Genomic DNA, 19,416 nt, shown 5'->3' on the forward strand with positions numbered 1-19,416 from the left:
CAGAGGCGCAATATCCGGTCGAGGGATGCCCCTTACCGCGGCCCGCCCAGACGCGTCAGCAGCGAGGTGAGCGCCTGGCCCCGATGACTGCGCCGGTTCTTTTCCTCGGCGCTGATCTGCGCCGCTGTCAGTCCCAACTCCGGCACCAGAAACACCGGGTCGTAGCCGTGTCCGCCATCTCCCGCCGGTCGCAGGGCCACGGCCCCCTCCCAGGTCCCTTCGCAGAGGATCGGCGAAGGATCCCGGGCATGGCGCAGAAAGGCGATGATGCAGCGAAAGCGGGCGGTGCGCCGACCTTCCGGAACCCCTTTCAGGGCTTCCAGCAGTTTGCTGTTGTTCTGCCCCGCTGCGGCGCCGGGGCCGGCGTAACGGGCCGAGTAGATCCCGGGTGCCCCGTCCAGGGCGTCCACCTCGATCCCCGAATCATCGGCCATGGCCGGCAGACCGGTCTGTTCGGCGGCATTGCGGGCCTTGAGGATGGCATTTTCCACAAAGCTCAGCCCGGTTTCCTCGGCTTCCCTGACCTGGAAATCGGACTGGGGCAGGACTTCATGGCCGCTGCCGGCCAGCAGATCCGCAAATTCCCTGACCTTGCCGGCATTGCCGGTGGCGAGCACGATTTTCATTCTTGGCTCCGAAACGCAATACGGTAGGCGTCGTCAGTCATCTTTCGCGGCCGGGGGCCGCTCCCACAGAGGCCCATGCCCGTGGGAGTCGGTCTGCCAGCCCCCATTAGGGTGAGCTCAGTTGCCCAACGCTACCTGCTGGGCCTGGATGATCTCGGCGATTCCCTTGCGGGCCAGGGCCAGCATGCTGTCCAGCTCTTCGCCCCGGAAGGCATGCCCTTCCGCCGTACCCTGAATTTCGATGAAGCCGCCGGCCTCGTTCATGACCACGTTCATGTCCGTCTCCGCATCGGAATCCTCCGGGTAGTCCAGGTCCAGCACCGGCACGCCCTTGTAGATACCCACGGAAACCGCCGCCACGCTGCCGAACATCGGGTCCCGCTTGATCTGCCGCCGGGCCTTGAGGCCGGCGATGGCGTCGCACAGGGCCACGTAGCCGCCGCTGATGGCGGCGGTGCGGGTGCCGCCGTCGGCCTGGATGACATCGCAGTCCACGGTGATCTGACGCTCGCCCAGCCCTTCCAGATTCACCGCCGCCCGCAGGCTGCGGCCGATCAGGCGCTGGATCTCCAGGGTGCGCCCACCCTGCTTGCCCCGAGCCGCCTCCCGGCCCATGCGCTCATGGGTCGCGCGGGGCAGCATGCCGTATTCGGCCGTCACCCAGCCCCGGCCCTTGCCCTTCAGGAACGGAGGCACCCGCTCATCAATGGTGGCGGTACAGATCACCCGGGTATCGCCGTACTCCACCAGCACGGACCCTTCCGCATGCCGGGTGAACCCGCGGGTGAAACGGATGGGGCGAAGCTGGTCCGGGGCACGGCCGCTGGGTCGCATGGGGGACTCCTGAATTGGGCAAATGGCCGGGGATTATACCCGTCCCGCTCATCCTGATGTAGGGCGGTCTGCGGTCTACCGGCTTGTTCCGAGTGGGGCAGCGAGCCGGGCCTTCGGTGCGGACGGACAGGTAGATCATTTATACTCTCCATAAGAAGCAGCTTTGCTTAGAATGTATCCAGGAGGGGTATGAGCGGCCCGGTCCTCCCGCGTATGCGGTCGGTGGCTGAAGGTTGCGTCCGTTAGATACAGCGGGTAAACCGATGGATGGTTGCTGACGACGTGTGCCGGGATGAGAGATGAGATGGTCTGGCCATTAAGAGGATCTGACACGACCGTAAGGCTGGCCATGCTCCGTTTTGAACCGCGCTCATGCATGGCGTCCATGCCTGCGCATGCCGCCGGCCCGCGTGGCGTGTCTGCAGGGTGGGGTGCCGGTTTGGCTGTCCTGATGGCCGGGGCATGTCTCCCTGTTGCCGCCGATGATCTGACCGCCCTGGAGCAGGACTATTTCATGGACCTTCCGGTGGCCCTTACGGCCACCCGCCTGCAGCAGCCCCTGATAGAAGCGCCCGCATCGGTCACCGTGATCGATCGCCAGTGGCTGGAAAGGAGCCAGGCACGCAACCTGGCGGAGGTGCTCAGAATGGTCCCGGGTTTTCTGGTGGGGAGAAATAACGGCAACCGCCCGATCGTCACTTATCATGGGCTGGGTGAGCAGTTCGTGCGCCAGTTGCAGGTTCTGGTGGACGGCCGATCCATCTATACCCCCACCAACGGCGGTGCCCAGTGGGGCAGCCTGGGGTTGAGTCCCGATGATATCGAGCGTATCGAGATCATCCGCGGGCCGAATTCCGCAGCCTACGGTTCCAACTCCTTTTTTGCCATCATCAACATCCTGACCCGTCATCCGGCCGAGACTCAGGGGCAGCGGGTGGTCACCCGCCTGGGCTCCCAGGGCATCCGGGATCTGCGGATACGCCATGGGGGCATCACCCCTCAGACCGCCTACCGGCTGACCTACCATCACCAGGAAGACGACGGCTTTCGCGGTAAGCGGGATCAGCGCCGGCTGGATACGGTAGATGCGCGCATCGACTGGACGCTTTTGCCGGGCATCACCCTGATCAGCCATCTCGGGGCCTCTCAGGCGCAGAAGGGGTCCGAGGGGGTCGTCAGCCGCATAAATCCCCCTCGCACTTTCGAGCGGCAGATGGAACACGTGCATCTTGAACTCCACGACAGCCGTGACACCGATGCCACCTATCGGCTGCAGTACTACTATCAGCACAGCGATCTGACCGATGAATACATTGCTCTGGACGTGCAGGACAATCCCTTCGCCACCAATCGTAATTCCCGCTCCCGGCGCCACGACGTGGAACTGGAGTCCCATCTGAGGGCTTCTCATGCCACCCGCTTGGTCTGGGGTGTGGGTGCGCGTCTGGACAGTTCCGAATCACCCTATTTCTTCGATGCCCCGGGTTGGGTGAGTAATCGGATTTACCGTGCATTCGGCAATCTGGAGTGGTCGCCCGATCCTCGCTGGCTGGTGAACCTGGGCGGCATGTACGAGCACAACGACATCACCGGTGATGACCTGATGCCTCGGGCGGCCCTGGTCTACATGCCCGACGAGTCCCACAGCTTCCGGCTGGTGGCCTCCAGGGCGATCCGCACCCCCAGTCTGGTGGAAGAAAAGGTGCGTACCGCCGACGGTGCCATCGCCTCCGCCGGCGGCCTGGCACCCGAGGTGATCCGTTCTCTGGAGCTGGGGTATCAAGGTCAGTGGGCCGATGGCCGCCTGGTCACCGACATCAAGTTGTTCCGGAACCGGCTGCATGACCTGATCCAGGTCCCCTACAAGGTGCTGCACGGCATCGAGCCGGAGGGAGAATTCGTCAATGCCGGCGGCATGATCCTGCAGGGTGTCGAGACCCAGGTGGCTTATCGCCCGGGCTCCCGGGTGTGGCTGCATGGGGGGCTGTCCCTGCTGTCCAGTCGTAGCAGCGATCGTGAAGCCCGCCTGCAGGTCGAGTCGGTGCCGGCCCACATCGTCAACCTGGCCCTGTCGTTCGCCCCGACCGAACCCTGGCTCCTGACCGCCGAGTATTACCACTACGGTTCGTTGCGGTGGAACGATGACCCGACCGGTCCCGCCATCGACGCCAGCGACGGTTTCCTGGACCTGCACCTGCGTCGTGATCTGGGGGGGCGGGTGCAGGCGGCCCTATCTCTGACCGATGTCCTGGCACGGGGGTACGATACGCGCCCGCAAGGTTCGTTGATCAAGCCGAACCGCCGCAGTGCCGAGGCCTATGTCAGTCTCCGGGTGGATTTCTGACTTCATCACATGTGTAAGCCGGGCCACCATGCGCCGAGCGCAGATGGATCGCTTGCCGGGGCCTCGAACCCGGAGCCGGGTATGGATGCGCTACAATCAACGCCACATTCGAGACCGCAAGGACACCCCATGATCCGCAGCATGACCGGATTCGCACGATGTGAATCTTCCGGCGATATCGGCACCCTGGCCTGGGAGCTGCGCAGCGTCAACCACCGCTACCTGGACGTGAGCACGCGTCTGCCCGATGAGTTGCGCGCCCTGGAGGGTCCGGTACGTGAGCGGGTCAACGCCCGCCTGGGTCGGGGCAAGGTGGAGTGCAATCTGCGCTTTCGCAAGGCGGACACCACCGACAGCACCCTGGAGATCAACGACGACCTGGCCAAGGAACTCATCACCAAGGTGGTCAAGGTGGAGCACTGGATGATGAACGCCGCCCGCATGAGTGCCATGGAGATCCTGCGCTGGCCCGGCGTGGTACGCCAGTCCGAGCCCGACCTGCAGCCGGTGCATACCTCCGCCCTGAACCTCCTGGATGAGGCCCTGGATGCCCTGATCGAGCACCGCGCCCGTGAAGGTGCCCATATTCACAGTCTGCTGGAAAGCCGCTGCCGGGCTATCACCGAACAGGTGGCCCAGGTACGCGCCCGTCGCCCGGAGGTGGTGACGGCCCTGAGGGAACGCCTGCGTACCCGCATCAGTGAGCTGGGGGTGGATCTGGAGCCCGGACGGCTGGAGCAGGAACTGGCCCTCCAGGCTCAGAAGCTGGACGTGGCCGAGGAGCTGGACCGTCTGGACGGCCATGTAAAGGAAGTACTGGCCTGTCTGCAGCGGGATGAACCGGTGGGGCGACGGCTGGATTTCCTCATGCAGGAGTTCAACCGGGAGGCCAATACCCTGGGTTCCAAGGCCAACGACATGGAAACCACCCAGGCCTCGGTAGAGCTGAAGGTGCAGATCGAACAGATGCGGGAGCAGATCCAGAACATCGAATGAGATCGTGCCGTTCTCCAGTCAACCCGGTGCCGACCCGCCATCCCCGTGCAGCATTTTCACTTCAACCTCAGCATCTCTCGCGACGACTACCTGCGCTACTACAGCGGCGCGGCCTCTGCGGTAGTGGCCATGTCCCGGGAGGGGAGAACGGTGCGTTTTCCGGCCTCTGCACTGCGTCCGTTCGTGCTGCATGATGGGGTTCATGGCCGCTTTCGGCTCACGGTTGACGACCAGTTCAAACTTCTGTCACTGGAACGTCTCTGAGAGGCCGCTTCCCCTTGAAATCCTCCACGGCGAACCTATATCTGCTCACGAAAGGGGCTCACAGCCCAAACCGACGAGCCGTGAACAGGAGGACGTTATCATGTTGACCCGTTATGAACCCTGGAGTCTTCTGAATCAGTTGTCCCGTGAGCTTGATCGCCTGCACGGGGGCGGTTACGGCGGCGAGGAGACCGCCGCCGCCGCCGATTGGGTGCCGGCCGTGGATATCCGGGAAGAAAAGGACGCCTATGTCCTGCATGCGGATGTCCCCGGCGTGGACCCCAAGGACATCCAAATCCACATGGAGAACAGCGTGCTCACCATCAGCGGCGAGCGCAAGGCCGAGACCAAGGAAGAGCGGGAGAACTACAAGCGTGTGGAGCGCATCCGCGGCAGCTTCTTCCGCCGTTTCAGCCTGCCGGATACCGCCGATGCGGAGCGTATCTCCGCCCGCAGCGTGAACGGTGTGCTGGAGGTCCGCATCCCCAAGCAGGAGAAGGTCCAGCCCCGTCGCATTTCCGTGGAAGGCTGATGTCCGTCGACGGTTTTTTCCCGTGACACCCACTTTGCGCCGCGTTCCCACGCGGCGCACTTGCTTTCGGAGTATCCTGACGGGCCATGGAATACAAAGACTATTACACGGTGCTCGGGGTGGAACGTACCGCCACCCAGGACGAGATCAAGAAGGTCTATCGTCGCCTTGCCCGCAAGTTTCACCCGGACGTAAGCAAGGAGCCCAATGCCGAGGAACGGTTCAAGGCGGTGAATGAGGCCTACGAGGTCCTGGGCGATCCGGAGAAGCGCAAAACCTACGATCAACTGGGTAGCCACTGGCGCCCGGGGCAGGATTTTCGCCCGCCGCCGGATTTTGACGCCTGGTTCGGGGGGAGGGGCGGTGGCCGTGCCGGTGGTTTTTCCGGTGACTTCCATGATGGCTTCACCCAGAGCGATTTTTCCGAATTCTTCGAGGCCTTGTTCGGTCGGCAGGGCGCCCAGCGAACCCGCGGCCACCGTACCCAGCGCGGCTTTACCGGCCGGGGCGAGGATAGGAGTGCCCGCATCCGTCTGGATCTGGAACGCGCCGTCAAAGGCGGCGCCGTCTCCGTGCGTGCCGGCGACCGGACCCTGCAGGTGAAGGTCCCGGCCGGTGTTACCGAGGGTCAGCGCATTCGCTTGACGGGGCAGGGCACCCCGGGCGCCGGCGGCGGACCGGCGGGTGATCTGTATCTGGAGGTCCATATCAAACCCCATCCCTACTTCCGTTTGGAAGGACGGGATGTCCATCTGGATCTGCCGATTACCCCCTGGGAAGCGGCCCTGGGGGCGACGGTGAGCGTGCCCACCCTGGAGGGGCGGGTGGATATGAAGATCCCCGCCGGCTCACAGTCCGGCCGCCGTTTGCGGCTCAAGGGGCGCGGTCTGCCGGGGGCCCCGCCGGGGGACCAGTACCTGGTGTTGCAGATCCACACGCCGCCCGCCGACGAGAAGGCCGCCCGATCCTTGTACGAACGCATGAGCAAGGAAATGCCTTTCGACCCCAGGGCGCACCTGAAGTCCTGAATGGCCCCGTGGCCGAAATTGCCGCGAAGGATGATGGGATGGCGATGGTCGGTATTGAACCCGAAGGCTTACCGACAGTCTCAATGGAGGCCCTGGCAGACCCTTTGTTTTCACTGCTGCGTAGGCCCCTTTGTCGTCACTCCCGCGTAGGCGGGAGCCCAGGATTTTCAGCCCGTGACTGGATTCCCGCATTCGCGGGAATGACGGGATGGAAACGTGCCAGGGAAGCGCGGGGCGTTCCTTTCAAGCAACTCAGTGTCTTGACGATTCGCCATGAGAACGAAACACCTTCATCCGTTGCACAAACCTCTCTTGTGGCCCCTCCTGCTGGTACTCCTGCTGGGCCTGAGCCTGCCGGCGGCCGCCCGTCTGCCGGTAGAAGTGGATGGCGAACCCCTGCCGTCCCTGGCCCCCATGCTGGAGCGGACCATCCCCGGTGTGGTGAACCTGGCCACCCGGGGCCGGGTGCAGGAACGGGTCAGCCCCCTGTTCGATGACCCCTTCTTCCGCCGTTTTTTCGACCTGCCTCAGGCCCCTCGGGAGCGTCAGACCCAGGGACTGGGCTCCGGCGTGATCCTGGACGCGGGCAGAGGCTTCATCCTCACCAATGACCACGTGATCCGGAATGCCGATGAAATCGTGGTTACGCTCCATGATGGCCGCCGCCTGGATGCAAAGGTGATCGGTACCGACCAGGCCACCGACCTGGCGGTGCTGCAGGTGGAGGCCGAGGGCCTCAAGGCACTCCCGGCTGCCGATTCCGATGCCCTGAAGGTGGGGGATTTCGTGGTGGCCATCGGCAACCCCTTCGGTCTGGGACAGACCGTGACCTCGGGCATCGTCAGCGCCCTGGGGCGGACCGGGCTGAGCGTGGAGGCCTATGAGGATTTCATCCAGACCGATGCCTCCATCAATCCCGGCAATTCCGGCGGCGCACTGGTGAACCTGCGGGGTGAACTGGTAGGGATCAACTCCGCCATCCTGACCCGCGGCGGCGGCAATATCGGTATCGGTTTCGCCATTCCGGTGAACATGGCCCTGCAGGTGATGGATCATCTGGTGGAGTATGGTGAGGTGCGGCGCGGGCGTCTGGGCGTGTCGGTGCAGGACCTTACTCCGGATCTGGCTCGGGCCTTCGGCATCGAGCAGACCCGTGGGGCGGTCATCGCCCGGGTGGAGCCGGCTTCGCCGGGGGCCCGGGCCGGGCTCAAGGAGGGCGATGTGGTCACCCGGGTGAACGGGCGTGCCGTTCGCAACGCCGCCGAGCTGCGCAACGCCATCGGGTTGCTGCGGGTGGGGGCCACCGTGGAACTGGAGGTGCTGCGAGACAAACGTTCCCGTGTGATCCGGGCTCAGGTGAGTGAGATCCAGGCCTCCAGCCTGGACGGTGGCCGCATCAGTCCCCGTCTGGAGGGGGCCGCCCTGGGGGCGATTCAGGAAGACTCACCTTTGTACGGTGCGGTGGAGGGCGTCTTGGTGGCTCGGGTGGCGCCGGGTTCGCCGGCCGCCCGTGCCGGCCTCAGGCCGGGTGACCTGATCCTTTCGGTGAACCGTCGCCCGGTCACCAGCCTGGAGGAAGTCAGGCAGGCCGCCGGTACCGGCGGACAACGACTACTGCTGAATCTGCGCCGCGATAGCAGCGCCTTCTTCCTGCTGCTGCAGTAGGCCTGACAACCGTTCCCCCTACATGCCGGGCGTGCTGCTCTTCACCCAGCGGTTCTGTCCGCTTTGCAGGCGCTCCTGTTTCCAGAAAGGAGCCCTGGACTTGAGGGCTTCCATGAGGAACCGGCAGGACTCGAAGGCCGCCTGACGATGGGCCGACCAGACAGCGGTGAGGACGATGGGGTCGCCGGGGTGTACCCGGCCCACCCGATGGGCGATCAGCACGTCTTCCAGTGGCCACTGTTCCCGGGCCTCCTGCTCGATGGCCTCCAGCTGACGCTCGGTCATGCCGGGATAGTGTTCCAGGGTCATGGCCTGGACGTCATCACCCTCATTGAAGTCGCGCATGGTCCCCACGAAGACGGCCGTGGCGCCGAACTGGCCCGCGGTCAGAGCCTGTTGGTGCCGGATCAGCGTACCCCAGGGGTCCAGGGCGTCGGCAAAGAGATGAACGGCCACGGCATCAGCCCCCCGTCACCGGCGGGAAGAAGGCCACTTCGTCACCCTCCTGCACGGGATGATCGGCCGCGGCATATTCCTGATTCACGGCGATCAGCGTCCCGGGGGGCAGGGGGCGTCCTTCCTGGGCGCGCCGCCAGACATCCAGGGCGCAGTGGACGCCCGCGGCATCCATCTCTTCCCGGGCGCGCCCCGCGGACTCTCGCAGGGAGGCAAAATAGCGAACAGTGACGGTCACGTAGCGAGATACTCCGGTTTTCAGCGAGGTCGATGTTTACCTGTGGGGGCGGGCCTGAGACCATGGGTGCCATCCCCGTCATAAGGATAGTCCAGCATGCCCGGATTGACCCACTTCAACGCGGCCGGCCACGCCCATATGGTGGATGTGGGCGGCAAGGACAGCACCCATCGGGTGGCCGTGGCCGAGGGACGCATCGTCATGTCCCCTGATACCCTGGTGCTGATCCGTGGCGGAGGCTATCGCAAGGGGGATGTCCTGGGCATCGCCCGGGTGGCCGGGATCATGGCCGGTAAGAAGACCGCCGAGCTGATCCCTCTGTGCCATCCCCTGGCCCTGACCCGGCTGGAGGTGGAACTGGACACCACGGATCAGCCGCCTGCGGTACATTGCCGGGTGACGGCGGAAACGCGAGGACCCACCGGGGTGGAGATGGAGGCCCTGACGGCGGTTCAGGTGGCTCTGCTCACCGTGTATGACATGTGCAAGGCCGTGGACCGGGGCATGGTGATGGAGGGTATCCGTCTGTTGCACAAGGCCGGTGGCCGGTCCGGTGACTGGCATCTCGATCCCGCCGGTTTGCAGGTGTAGTGCCGTCGTGATCATCCCGGTTGTCAGCGCTGCATCAGCCGTATGGAGTTGGCCAGCTGGCGCACCCGTCGCTTGATCTCCTCGCGGCAGCGACGGTATGCATCAAGATCCGGGCCGTTGTCTCCCTGCATCCGTGGGTCATCCAGGGGCCAGTTCTTGCTGATGAAACTGTCCCCCCGGGGCGCGGGCAGCCGGGTCGGGTCGGGGGTCAGGGTGACGATGAGATCGGCCCATTCCAGCACCGCCGCGTCCAGATCCCTGGGCCTCAGTGCCGAGGTGTCCGTGCCATCCTCCTCCAGTACCGCCAGGGTCCTGTCGTCCGGGTCGCCGGCGCGCATGCCCACGGAACGCACTTCGGCCAGATCGGCCAGGTATGCACGGGCACAGGCCTCCGCCATCAGGGTCCGGGCGGTATTGGTCGGACCCAGGAACAGGATATGAGGCTTGCGTCGCAGATTCGATGCGTTTGTCATGCAGGATCACCTGCAGGGGCGGGGGAACCCTGCGTCTCTTGATCGACCACGTTACACTGCAACAGTGGCAAGACCCAATACGTACTCCGACCCAAATGAGGTATGTACCCGATGAAATGGATCAAACGTGCCCTGATGGCCGTGGCGCTCGTGCTGGTGCTGTTCGTGGCCCTGCTGATCTTCCTGCTGGCCACCTTCGATCCCAACGCCTACAAGGATCGCATCAGCACCGCCGTCCAGGAACAGACCGGCCGGGAACTCACCATCAGCGGCGACATCGGGCTGTCCATCTTCCCGCGCCTGGCCCTGGCGTTAGGGGAAACCACCCTGGCCAACGGGGAAGGCTTCCCCGATGACCACTTCGCTCGCATCCGGGAAGTGGATGTGGCAGTCGCCATGCTGCCCCTGCTGCGTCGTGAACTCCAGGTGGAACGGGTGCGTCTGGAAGGGCTGGATCTGAATCTGGCACGGGATGCCCGGGGGCGCAGCAACTGGGACGATCTGCTGAAAGACGTGGACGCCCCGGAGGTGTCCGCAGAGACGCCGCCTTCGGAGTCGGATGCCCTCCCGTCGGCCCTGAGGGGGTTGGACATTGCCGGCATTGAGGTCATTGACGCCCGGGTACGCTGGCGTGACGCCCAGGCGGGTACCGATCTGGTGGTGGACCCCTTCAATCTGACCCTGGGCCGTCTGCGTCTGGGGCAGGAGACCCCGCTGGAACTTACCTTCCAGACCCGGCTGGGAGAGCCGGCCCTGACGGCGGTCACCGACCTGTCGGCCCTGTTGTATTTGGATGTGGCCAATCAACGCTATGGCCTGCGGCGCCTGACGGCAACATTGGATGCCCGCGGCGAGACCCTGCCGGCCCCCATCCTGGCACGCCTTGAAGGGGATCTGTGGGCGGACCTGCGCAACGACACGGCCACGCTGGAACGGTTGACCGTAACCGCCTTCGACACCCAGCTCACCGGCCTGATGAAGGTGGAGTCACTCACCGATGAACCCCGTGTGCACGGCGAGCTGCGCAGCGGTCGCATCAATCCCCGCCAATTGATGCAGGCCCTGGGCATGGAAGAACCCGAGACCGCCAATCCCGACGTACTCAAGAATGCCGCCCTGGACCTGGGCTTTGTGATGCAGGGGGAGCGTCTGGATCTGAGCCAGCTCATGGTCACCCTGGACGAGACCACCCTGACGGGGCGGGCCACCGTCAGTGGTTTTGCCACGCCCGCCATCAACCTGTCCCTGCAGGTGGATCGCATCAATCTGGATCATTACCTGCCGCCCGCCGAGGACAGACCCGCGCCCGGTGCGGGTCAGGTACCGGCTCCCCGGGACGGCTGGCCGGAGGAAACCATCGACCTGCCGCTGGCACTGTTGCGGCCGCTGAACCTCAGCGGCGATCTGGGCATCGGCCGACTGGTGGTCGGCAACCTGCACCTGTCCGACGTGGTGCTGGAGCTGCGTGCCCGGGACGGCCAGGTGGAGCTGCGTCCCTTCCGCGCCGCGCTGTATGACGGTCGGGTGGAAGGTGCTCTGGGGCTGGATGCCCGGGGGGAGATCCCCCGTTTCCAGGCCCGCAGCAATTTGCAAGGGGTGCGCATGGGCAATTTGCTCCAGGACCTCACCGGCGAGGCACCGATGGTCACCGGCACTGCCAACCTGCGGCTTGACCTGAACAGCCGCGGCGATTCGGTCAAGGCCCTGATCGCCGGCCTCAATGGCGATGGGGATCTGCGCTTTGCCGATGGTGCGGTGAAAGGGATCAATGTGGCCCAGATCATCCGCGACGCGGAAGGTCGGTTGCGGGGGCGTGCCGTCGAGCCGACCGACGAACCGGTGCAGACCGACTTCACCGAGCTGACCGGCAGTTTCAGGATCAACAACGGGGTGGTTGATAATCAGGACCTGCAGGCGTCCTCGCCGCTGTTGCGGGTGCGTGGGCGGGGCACCGTGGATCTGAACCGGGAGCGGCTGGACTACCGTCTGGATACCGGCCTGGTGGCCACCCTGGAGGGGCAGGGGGGGCGTTCCCTGGATGACCTGCGCAACGTGAATCTGCCCATCACCATCCGCGGCACGTTCAGCGAACCCCGTTTCGGTCTGGACCTGGCCGGCGTGGTCAGCGGACGGCTGGATCAGGAGCGGGAGCGGCTGGAGCAGCAGGTGCAGGAGCGGGTGGAAGAAAAGGTTCAGCCCTTGATCGACCAGCAGCGTGACCGGGTGCAGCAGGAAGCGGACCGTATCCGCGATCAGCTGGGCGACCGTCTACTGGATCGGCTCCGTTGAGCGCTGCACAGGACTTCGGCGCCCGTCTGCTGGACTGGTTTGACCGGCACGGGCGCCATGATCTGCCCTGGCAGCAGGAGATCAGCCCCTACCGGGTCTGGGTCTCCGAGATCATGCTGCAGCAGACTCAGGTGGTGACGGTGATTCCCTATTACCAGCGTTTCATGGGCCGTTTCCCGGATGTGGCGGCCCTGGCGCGGGCGCCCATCGACGAAGTGCTGCACCACTGGTCCGGCCTGGGTTATTACGCCCGGGCCCGCAATCTGCATCGGGCGGCACGGCAGGTGGTGGCGCAGCATCAGGGCCATTTTCCGGATACCCCCGAGGGCCTGGAGGCCCTGCCCGGTATTGGTCGTTCAACGGCCGCGGCCATCCTGTCCATTGCTTGCGGTCAGCGCCGGGCCATTTTGGACGGTAACGTCAAGCGGGTATTGGCCCGCCATCGCGGTGTGGAGGGCTGGCCCGGCACGACGGCGGTCTCCCGCCGGCTCTGGGCGCTGGCGGAGGCCCTGACGCCGTCAGCGCGGGTGGCCGACTACACCCAGGCCATCATGGACCTGGGGGCCACCGTCTGCACCCGCAGTCGGCCCGCCTGCGGGGGCTGTCCCGTACAGTCGGACTGTGTGGCTCATGCCACCGGTCGTCAGTCCCTCCTGCCTACGCCCCGCCCCCGGCGGGAGCAGCCCCGGCGCAGCACGGTGATGCTCATCATCCGTGGCCCCGAGGGGATCCTGCTGGAACAGCGGCCACCGACGGGCCTGTGGGGCGGGCTGTGGGGATTTCCGGAGGTGTCATCCGTTCAGGAGGCGGATCAGTGGTGCCTGCGTCATCTGGGCACGGAAGTACACGAGGAGCATCCACTGCAGCCCTTCGTGCATGTCTTCACCCATTTTCGGTTGCACATCGCCCCGTTGCGACTGTGGGTGAAAGACCCCGCGGCCAGTGTGATGGAAGCCCCTGGCCGGGTCTGGTATAAACCTGAAGCTCGTTCGGAGCTGGGGCTTGCCGCGCCGGTGGCCCGGCTTCTGGATCATATTGCGCATGAGGACGGAGAGATCAATGGCTCGCATGGTGAATTGCGTCTACCTGGGTAACGAGGCCGAGGGGCTGGATTTTGCGCCCTATCCCGGTGACCTGGGCAAGAAAATCTACGACAACGTCTCCAAGGAGGCGTGGCAGAAGTGGATCCGGCATCAGACCATGCTCATCAACGAGTACCGGTTGGCCACGGTTGATCCCAAGGCCCGCAAGTTCCTGGAAGAAGAGATGGAAAAATTCTTCTTCGGCGAGGGAGCCAGCATGCCGGAAGGCTACGTGGATCCCACCAAGTAGGAAAAAATCACGTGGGTTGGTTTCAGGGGGCTTGACGAAAGCGCCTGATGCCGCTTTAATACGCAACTTCGCCGCACCGCAGTTTGGTGCGGTGAAAAAGACAAAAAGGCCAGGTAGCTCAGTTGGTAGAGCAGGGGATTGAAAATCCCCGTGTCGGCGGTTCGATTCCGTCCCTGGCCACCATACAAAAACCCCGGCTGCTTGGCTGCCGGGGTTTTTTTTCGTCTGCGCCGCTACAAAAAGACGCTATGCTAGGGAACGACGGAGAACCTCCTGAGGATGTTCTGAACCCGTCATTGCCGTGTATGGGCAGGTGGTTCCCTGGTCTGAACAGGTCATTCCCGCGAATGCGGGAATCCAGTCACGAGTCGGAAAGGCCTGGGCTCCCGCCTTCGCGGGAGTGACGACGGGGAGCCTTCGCGGGGGTGATGACGAGACGCCCTTGCGGAGGTTACGACGAGACGCTCTTGCGGGGGTGATGACGAGACGTCCTCGCGGGAGTGACGGCAAGGGACTTTTTCAAAACTTCCCTAAAGGCCTGACGGGAGCAGAATGTTGTGGATTGGCCGCTTATGGAAAAAGCTGCAACCGGGGCAATGGCCGTTTTCCGGAACCTGCCGTTGCCGTTGCTCAGTGTGGATATCGACGGGACCATCCTTGAGGCCAACCCCTCGGCGCGTGATCGTCTGGCCCTGCCGGAAGATCGCAGTCAGTGGCCTGATCTGACCCATTTCCTGTTCTCTCTGAATGTTGCCGGGCTGGCGGATCTGATGGAGAGTTGCTGCACCCTGTCTCGTCCCCAGCAGCTCAGAGCACAATGCCGGGATGCCAATGGTCACAAGTTCGAGGTCCTTGTGCACCTGAATCGTCTGGATGCGGATTCGGATCGACACTTCCTGTGTGTGCTGACCGAGGTCAATGAGTCCCGGGATGAGTCCCCGGGTCTGCCCTCTCCCTGGGCGGATGGTCTGACGGAAAGCTCGCTGCGTTGGCGCTTTGCCCTGTTTGGTGCCGGTGACGGGGTCTGGGACTGGGACCTGGAGTCTAATGACGTGGTCTACTGTGCCCGTTTTCGGCAGATCATCGGGTTCTCGGATGCGGAACTGGACAAGAGCTTCGAACAGTGGGTGAGTCTGGTGCATCCGGATGACTTGAGGGGGTTTTCCGGCGCCCTGCAGGATCATTTGCAGGGGGACTCTTCCCACTATATGTGTGAATTTCGCATGCGCTGCAAGGATGGAGGGTGGAAGTGGGTGCTGGCGCGGGGCCGTGTTGCCCGCCGGGATGAGGGTGGCCGGCCCCTGCGCGTGGTGGGGACCCTTTCGGACATCGGCGCCCGCAAGAAACTGGAATCCGAATTGCGCCGCATGGCCACCACGGATTTTCTGACCGGGCTTTTCAATCGCCGTCACTTCATCGCCCGTATGACCGATGAACTGGCCCGCGTTCGGCGCCGACCGCATCAGCCCTCGACCTTACTGATGGTGGATCTGGATTACTTCAAGAACATCAATGATACCTATGGGCATTCCTCCGGTGATCTGGTGTTGCAGCACTTTGCCGATATCCTGCAAAGTTGCCTGCGCAGGATGGATCTGCCCGCCCGTACCGGCGGTGAAGAGTTTGCGATCCTGCTGCCGGGGACCACGGAGCAGGAGGCTCTGGTTCTGGCGGAACGCCTTCGCCGCAAGGTGAAATCCACCCCGGCCGTGACACCGGGGGCCATCATTGCGATGACCGTGAGCATTGGTATCACGCGGCTCAGCCCTGAAGACGGTAGTCCGGACGCGAGCTTGAGCCGGGCCGACGAGGCCCTTTACAAGGCCAAGCACAATGGCCGGAATCAGGTGGCTCTGGCCCCGTTCTGACCTGTTGATTATTTATCCCATGTGCGGGACGACAGGCCCTTTCCCGAAGGGGGAAACCATGCGCTGTGCCGAACCCGGATTGCTCGTACCCGCCTGGCCGGCACCGGCCGGTGTGCGTTCGATCTCGACGACCCGCGCCGGGGGCGTCAGCCGGCCCCCGTTTGACGACTTCAATCTGGGCCTGAATAACGGGGATGACCCGAAGGCCGTGATCCACAATCGCCGTCTGCTGAGGCAGCGCCTGGGTCTGCCCCGCGAGCCGTGCTGGCTTCATCAGGTGCATGGCATCCGCGTGGTGGAAACCAGTTGTTGCGGTGATCAGCCAGCGGCGGACGCGGTGGTTGCCTTTGCACCGGGGCCGCCCTGCGTGGTGATGACGGCGGACTGCCTGCCGGTATTGTTCTGTGACCACGCCGGCACCCGGGTGGGGGCGGCCCACGCCGGCTGGCGGGGGCTGGCCGGCGGGGTGCTGGAGGCCACGGTTGAGGCCCTGGGCTGCCCGCCCGGGGAACTGATGGCCTGGCTGGGGCCCTGCATCGGTCCCGGCGCCTTCGAGGTGGGAGACGAGGTGCGGGCCGCCTTTCTGCAGCAGGATCCGGGCGCCCATGACGCCTTTGCGCCGTCCTCGACAGGGCGCTGGCTGGCGGATCTGCGGATGCTGGCACGACGACGGTTGTCGGCCTGCGGCCTACGCAGCATTCAGGCGGAAACCGCCTGCACCTTCAGTGACGCGCGCCGTTTCTATTCCTTTCGCCGGGACGGGGAGACCGGGCGCATGGCCACGCTCATCTGGTTGGTGGACTGAGGGTTATCCCGGCCTCCGGGCGCAGGTATTGGTACTGCTCCATCACACGTATGATGTATTGACGGGTTTCGGCAAACGGTGGCACACCACCATGGCGCTCCACGGCACCCGGGCCGGCATTATAGGCGGCCAGAGCCAGGGTCACGTCATGGTCGAAGCGTTCCAGCATCCGCGCGAAATAGGTGACGCCGCCGCGGATGTTCTCGGCGGCATCAAAGGCATTGCTCACGCCCAGCTCCCGGGCGGTGCCCGGCATCAATTGCATCAGGCCCTCTGCGCCCACCCGGGAGACGGCGTGGCGATCGAAACAGGATTCCACCATGATGATGGCCCGAATCATCTCCTCGTCGACCCCATGATGGCGCGCGTAATGGCGGATGGTGAGCAGATGATCCAGGGCGCGCTGATTCATGATGGTGCGGGTCACGCCACGGCAGGCATGGGAGGCGGTGGGGCGGCCATAGCGCCCCACAAAGGTATAGTCCGGGCCCATGTCGCGCCGGTCCGTGAACAAAGGGGTGCCGTCCCGGTCCCTGTAGATGTAGATATCCGCGCCCAGACCGATGGGCAGGCAGAGGGCAAGCACTGATATTGTCAGTGCCGCCGGTTTGCCCCATCGTCGGAGGAAGCGATGCATTGTGTTTGGACCTCTCTGCGCAGATCATAATGGATAACCTAAAAACCGGCACCACGCATGTCTGGTCATTCATTCACCGATAATCGCCCGGTTTTTCCGGACGGCCTGCTCAGGGCGCTTGCCCGGCGGTCCGCCTGGCCCCGGGCGGAACTGGCGCAGCATCTGTCCATTGCGGAGTCCGAGGTTGAAGCGGGGTTGGATATCCTGGACTCCCTGGGCCTTGCATTGCTGAGGACGGAGGCCCGAGTGGGCCTTCGGGATCCGCTGGAGTTGCTGGATGAGGCGCGCATCAGGGCGGCCGGCACCGGCGGTGACCGCGGCCTGAAGCTACACGTCCTGGAACAGGTGGACTCCACCAATACCCGGTTGGCGCAGATGCGCCGCCAGGGGATGGCACCGCCGATGGCCTGTGTGGCCGATATCCAGTGGGCCGGGCGCGGACGTCGGGGACGGCAGTGGCTCATGCCGCCGGGCTCCGGGCTGCCCTTGTCCATCCTCTGGGATATCCACCACTGGCCTGTACCGGACCCCACCATCACCCTGGCGACGGGGGTGGTGGTCATCCGGGTGCTGGAAAGCCTGGGTGCCCGGGGGCTGAGCCTGAAATGGCCCAATGACATCCTGGTCCATGGCCGCAAGCTGGGGGGCATCCTGGTGGAAGGGCACGCCCAGGCAGGTTCTGGGGCCGGTTTGATCCTGGGTCTGGGACTGAATCTGCGTCTGCCCGAAGGCTTGCCCATCGATCAGCCCTATGGCGATCTACAGGGCGCCGGCCTGGATCCGGCTGTGTCCCGCAATGTCCTGGCCGCCAGGCTCTTGGAGGCCTTGACCGACATGCTTATCGCCTATCCCGACCCCGGCTTTGCCGCCTACCGGGCGCAGTGGTTGGCCCATGATGCCTGCGCCGGCCGGTCGGTGGTGGTCCGGGGAACCCGCACCCTGGAGGGTACAGGGTGCGGTGTGGATGCCGGTGGGCGGTTGCGGGTGCTGACCGCGGGGGGCATGGAGCTTGTGGAGGCGGGGGAGGTCAGCTTGCGGGCCGATCCATGAAACTGCTGCTGGACGGGGGTAACACCCGTGTCAAATGGAGCTGCTGGGAAGCGGGCGTGCCGGGAGCTTCCGGGGGGGTGGCCCACGGCGGGAGCGACTGGGCGGATCTTCCGCGCCGTCTTGATGCCGCCCTGGGATCGGTCACGCCCGAGGCGGTCTGGGTGGTGGAGGTGCTTGGGCATGATTTTCGGTGCGCCTGTCGTGAATTGTGCGAGGTTCGAGGCTGGCCTGTCCCGCGCTTCTTTTCATCGGATCCTGCCCTGCATGGGATTTACAGCGACTATCTTGAGCCGGCCCGGCTCGGGCTGGATCGCTACGCGGCCATGGCCGGTGCCAGGGCGCTGGGACATGAAACCGCCATCATCGTGGACTGCGGCACGGCGGTGACCCTGGACCTGCTGGTACCGGAAGGGCGACATCGGGGCGGCCTGATCCTGCCGGGGCTGGGACTTATGCGTCGCAGCCTGGGACGGGCACCGGGGGTGGCCGGCATGACCGAGGGGAAGGATGATTGCCACGTGGCGGTCTGTACGGCCGACGCGGTGGCCTCGGGGACGCTGCAAGGTCTGGCGGCCGCTATTGCGCATCTGAGTCGTGGACTGCTCAAGAACATGGGCGCTGACGGCGTTGCTCCGGCTCGATTGCTCACCGGTGGCGATGCCCGGCACCTTCAACCCCTGCTGGATGACGACTGGTCCGTGGAGCCGCACCTGGTATTTCGGGGGTTGGCCCACGTGGCGGATCGCGATTGATGCGGTGGCTGTTTCTGCTATTGCTGATGCTGAACCTGGCGTATCTGCTGTATGGACCGGCACGGCCTGCGTCGGAGCACGCTCTGGAGCCGGTGCCAATGCAGCAGCGCGCCGACATTCCCCTGCTTCGGTTGCTGAGTGAAGGCGTGCCTTCCACGGATGGGATATCGCAGGCAGGGAGGGCTGCCTGCGTCAGCCTGGGACCCTTCAGTACCCCCCGGGCGGCCGCTCCCTTGCAGGCCCTGCTATCGGGCGAAGGCTTGTTATACCGTGTGCGGCCCATGGTCGAGTCCATGCCCCTGTCCTACTGGGTGGTGCTTGAGCCCACTGACGGCCGAGCCGGGGCGCAGGCGGCCATGGCAATGCTGGCGGCCCGGGGGATGAATGATCATTTCATCATCACCGACGGTCCCCATCGGGATGGCCTGTCACTGGGGCTGTTCTCCGAGCACGCCAGGGCCTTGAGACGCCTGGAGCAGGTGCGCGGGATCGGGCTGGAGCCCGTCATTGAGACGCGCTACCGGGATGTGACCCTGTACTGGGTCGAGGTGGATGTCTCCTTGCAAATGCTTGGGGCGTTGCTTCCAGGGTTGCCCGAGGGCATTTTGCTGGTGGAGCGGACGTGTCGGTAAATTG

The 19,416-nt window shown here is 64.6% G+C and carries 21 protein-coding genes and 1 tRNA gene; 16 read left to right on the forward strand and 6 right to left on the reverse strand.

Annotated features, from left to right (window positions below):
* Window positions 1-32: 32 nt before the first annotated feature.
* Both rdgB and rph read right to left on the reverse strand, forming a co-directional pair.
* Window positions 33-626 (reverse strand): RdgB/HAM1 family non-canonical purine NTP pyrophosphatase, encoded by a 594-nt coding sequence (gene rdgB / locus LQ956_RS11230; RefSeq protein WP_238622491.1) that lies wholly within the window; start codon window positions 624-626, stop codon window positions 33-35.
* 117 nt (window positions 627-743) lie between these two features.
* Window positions 744-1,460 carry a ribonuclease PH gene (gene rph, locus LQ956_RS11235; protein WP_238622490.1) on the reverse strand — a complete coding sequence of 239 codons (717 nt, stop codon included), beginning with the start codon at window positions 1,458-1,460 and terminating at the stop codon, window positions 744-746.
* A 451-nt stretch (window positions 1,461-1,911) separates the two neighbouring features.
* On the opposite strand from rph, the gene LQ956_RS11240 reads away from it, so the two are divergent.
* From LQ956_RS11240 to LQ956_RS11265, 6 genes are all read left to right on the forward strand, one after another.
* A complete protein-coding gene (locus LQ956_RS11240; RefSeq protein ID WP_238622489.1) occupies window positions 1,912-3,804 on the forward strand; it encodes a TonB-dependent receptor plug domain-containing protein in 1,893 nt (630 codons plus the stop codon).
* Window positions 3,805-3,933: 129 nt separating this feature from the next.
* Window positions 3,934-4,800, forward strand: a complete 867-nt coding sequence (locus LQ956_RS11245; protein ID WP_238622488.1) for a YicC/YloC family endoribonuclease — start codon at window positions 3,934-3,936, stop codon at window positions 4,798-4,800.
* Between the two features lie 45 nt (window positions 4,801-4,845).
* Window positions 4,846-5,064, forward strand: a complete 219-nt coding sequence (locus tag LQ956_RS11250) for a DUF2835 domain-containing protein (RefSeq protein WP_238622487.1) — start codon at window positions 4,846-4,848, stop codon at window positions 5,062-5,064.
* Window positions 5,065-5,161: 97 nt separating this feature from the next.
* Window positions 5,162-5,596 (forward strand): Hsp20/alpha crystallin family protein, encoded by a 435-nt coding sequence (locus LQ956_RS11255; RefSeq protein ID WP_238622492.1) that lies wholly within the window; start codon window positions 5,162-5,164, stop codon window positions 5,594-5,596.
* Between the two features lie 86 nt (window positions 5,597-5,682).
* Window positions 5,683-6,624 (forward strand): DnaJ C-terminal domain-containing protein, encoded by a 942-nt coding sequence (locus LQ956_RS11260; protein ID WP_238622486.1) that lies wholly within the window; start codon window positions 5,683-5,685, stop codon window positions 6,622-6,624.
* A 273-nt stretch (window positions 6,625-6,897) separates the two neighbouring features.
* Window positions 6,898-8,289: a DegQ family serine endoprotease gene (locus LQ956_RS11265; protein ID WP_238630047.1), complete on the forward strand. Its 1,392-nt coding sequence runs from the start codon at window positions 6,898-6,900 to the stop codon at window positions 8,287-8,289.
* An 18-nt stretch (window positions 8,290-8,307) separates the two neighbouring features.
* Here the strand turns inward: LQ956_RS11265 and LQ956_RS11270 are convergent, their stop codons facing one another.
* Both LQ956_RS11270 and LQ956_RS11275 read right to left on the reverse strand, forming a co-directional pair.
* Window positions 8,308-8,745 (reverse strand): molybdenum cofactor biosynthesis protein MoaE, encoded by a 438-nt coding sequence (locus tag LQ956_RS11270; RefSeq protein ID WP_238622484.1) that lies wholly within the window; start codon window positions 8,743-8,745, stop codon window positions 8,308-8,310.
* Between the two features lie 4 nt (window positions 8,746-8,749).
* Entirely contained in the window at window positions 8,750-8,983 is a 234-nt protein-coding gene (locus LQ956_RS11275) for a MoaD/ThiS family protein (protein WP_238622483.1), read from the reverse strand.
* Window positions 8,984-9,079: 96 nt separating this feature from the next.
* Here LQ956_RS11275 and moaC point away from each other — a divergent pair, with 96 nt between their 5' ends.
* Window positions 9,080-9,574 carry a cyclic pyranopterin monophosphate synthase MoaC gene (gene moaC / locus LQ956_RS11280; protein WP_238630046.1) on the forward strand — a complete coding sequence of 165 codons (495 nt, stop codon included), beginning with the start codon at window positions 9,080-9,082 and terminating at the stop codon, window positions 9,572-9,574.
* A gap of 23 nt (window positions 9,575-9,597) precedes the next feature.
* On the opposite strand, the gene LQ956_RS11285 is transcribed toward moaC, so the two are convergent.
* A complete protein-coding gene (locus LQ956_RS11285; protein ID WP_238622481.1) occupies window positions 9,598-10,047 on the reverse strand; it encodes an arsenate-mycothiol transferase ArsC in 450 nt (149 codons plus the stop codon).
* Between the two features lie 111 nt (window positions 10,048-10,158).
* On the opposite strand from LQ956_RS11285, the gene LQ956_RS11290 reads away from it, so the two are divergent.
* The 6 genes from LQ956_RS11290 (at window position 10,159) to pgeF (ending at window position 16,341) form a co-directional block, all read left to right on the forward strand.
* Window positions 10,159-12,336 carry an AsmA family protein gene (locus LQ956_RS11290; RefSeq protein ID WP_238630045.1) on the forward strand — a complete coding sequence of 726 codons (2,178 nt, stop codon included), beginning with the start codon at window positions 10,159-10,161 and terminating at the stop codon, window positions 12,334-12,336.
* Window positions 12,333-13,430: an A/G-specific adenine glycosylase gene (gene mutY, locus LQ956_RS11295; protein ID WP_238630044.1), complete on the forward strand. Its 1,098-nt coding sequence runs from the start codon at window positions 12,333-12,335 to the stop codon at window positions 13,428-13,430. Before LQ956_RS11290 ends, mutY begins: the two co-directional genes overlap by 4 nt.
* Window positions 13,396-13,668, forward strand: a complete 273-nt coding sequence (locus tag LQ956_RS11300) for an oxidative damage protection protein (protein ID WP_238622478.1) — start codon at window positions 13,396-13,398, stop codon at window positions 13,666-13,668. Before mutY ends, LQ956_RS11300 begins: the two co-directional genes overlap by 35 nt.
* 107 nt (window positions 13,669-13,775) lie before the next feature.
* A tRNA-Phe gene (locus LQ956_RS11305) sits at window positions 13,776-13,851 on the forward strand.
* Window positions 13,852-14,240: 389 nt separating this feature from the next.
* Window positions 14,241-15,536, forward strand: a complete 1,296-nt coding sequence (locus LQ956_RS11310) for a sensor domain-containing diguanylate cyclase (RefSeq protein ID WP_238622477.1) — start codon at window positions 14,241-14,243, stop codon at window positions 15,534-15,536.
* Between the two features lie 58 nt (window positions 15,537-15,594).
* Window positions 15,595-16,341, forward strand: a complete 747-nt coding sequence (gene pgeF / locus LQ956_RS11315) for a peptidoglycan editing factor PgeF (protein ID WP_238630043.1) — start codon at window positions 15,595-15,597, stop codon at window positions 16,339-16,341.
* On the opposite strand, the gene LQ956_RS14975 is transcribed toward pgeF, so the two are convergent.
* Complete coding sequence (locus LQ956_RS14975) at window positions 16,322-16,927, reverse strand: lytic transglycosylase domain-containing protein (protein ID WP_347402065.1); 606 nt, start codon at window positions 16,925-16,927, stop codon at window positions 16,322-16,324. The genes pgeF and LQ956_RS14975 overlap by 20 nt on opposite strands.
* Window positions 16,928-17,035: 108 nt before the next feature.
* Here LQ956_RS14975 and LQ956_RS11330 point away from each other — a divergent pair, with 108 nt between their 5' ends.
* Genes LQ956_RS11330 through LQ956_RS11340 form a run of 3 tightly spaced genes read left to right on the forward strand, consistent with a single transcriptional unit; the run spans window position 17,036 to window position 19,412 of the window.
* Window positions 17,036-18,028 carry a biotin--[acetyl-CoA-carboxylase] ligase gene (locus tag LQ956_RS11330; protein WP_238622475.1) on the forward strand — a complete coding sequence of 331 codons (993 nt, stop codon included), beginning with the start codon at window positions 17,036-17,038 and terminating at the stop codon, window positions 18,026-18,028.
* Window positions 18,025-18,780: a type III pantothenate kinase gene (locus LQ956_RS11335; protein WP_255722444.1), complete on the forward strand. Its 756-nt coding sequence runs from the start codon at window positions 18,025-18,027 to the stop codon at window positions 18,778-18,780. Before LQ956_RS11330 ends, LQ956_RS11335 begins: the two co-directional genes overlap by 4 nt.
* Window positions 18,780-19,412 (forward strand): hypothetical protein, encoded by a 633-nt coding sequence (locus tag LQ956_RS11340; RefSeq protein ID WP_238630042.1) that lies wholly within the window; start codon window positions 18,780-18,782, stop codon window positions 19,410-19,412. The genes LQ956_RS11335 and LQ956_RS11340 overlap by 1 nt, the downstream gene beginning before the upstream one ends.
* Window positions 19,413-19,416: the final 4 nt, after the last annotated feature.

It is taken from the genome of Ectothiorhodospira lacustris (assembly GCF_022227845.1).
Lineage (GTDB): Bacteria > Pseudomonadota > Gammaproteobacteria > Ectothiorhodospirales > Ectothiorhodospiraceae > Ectothiorhodospira > Ectothiorhodospira lacustris.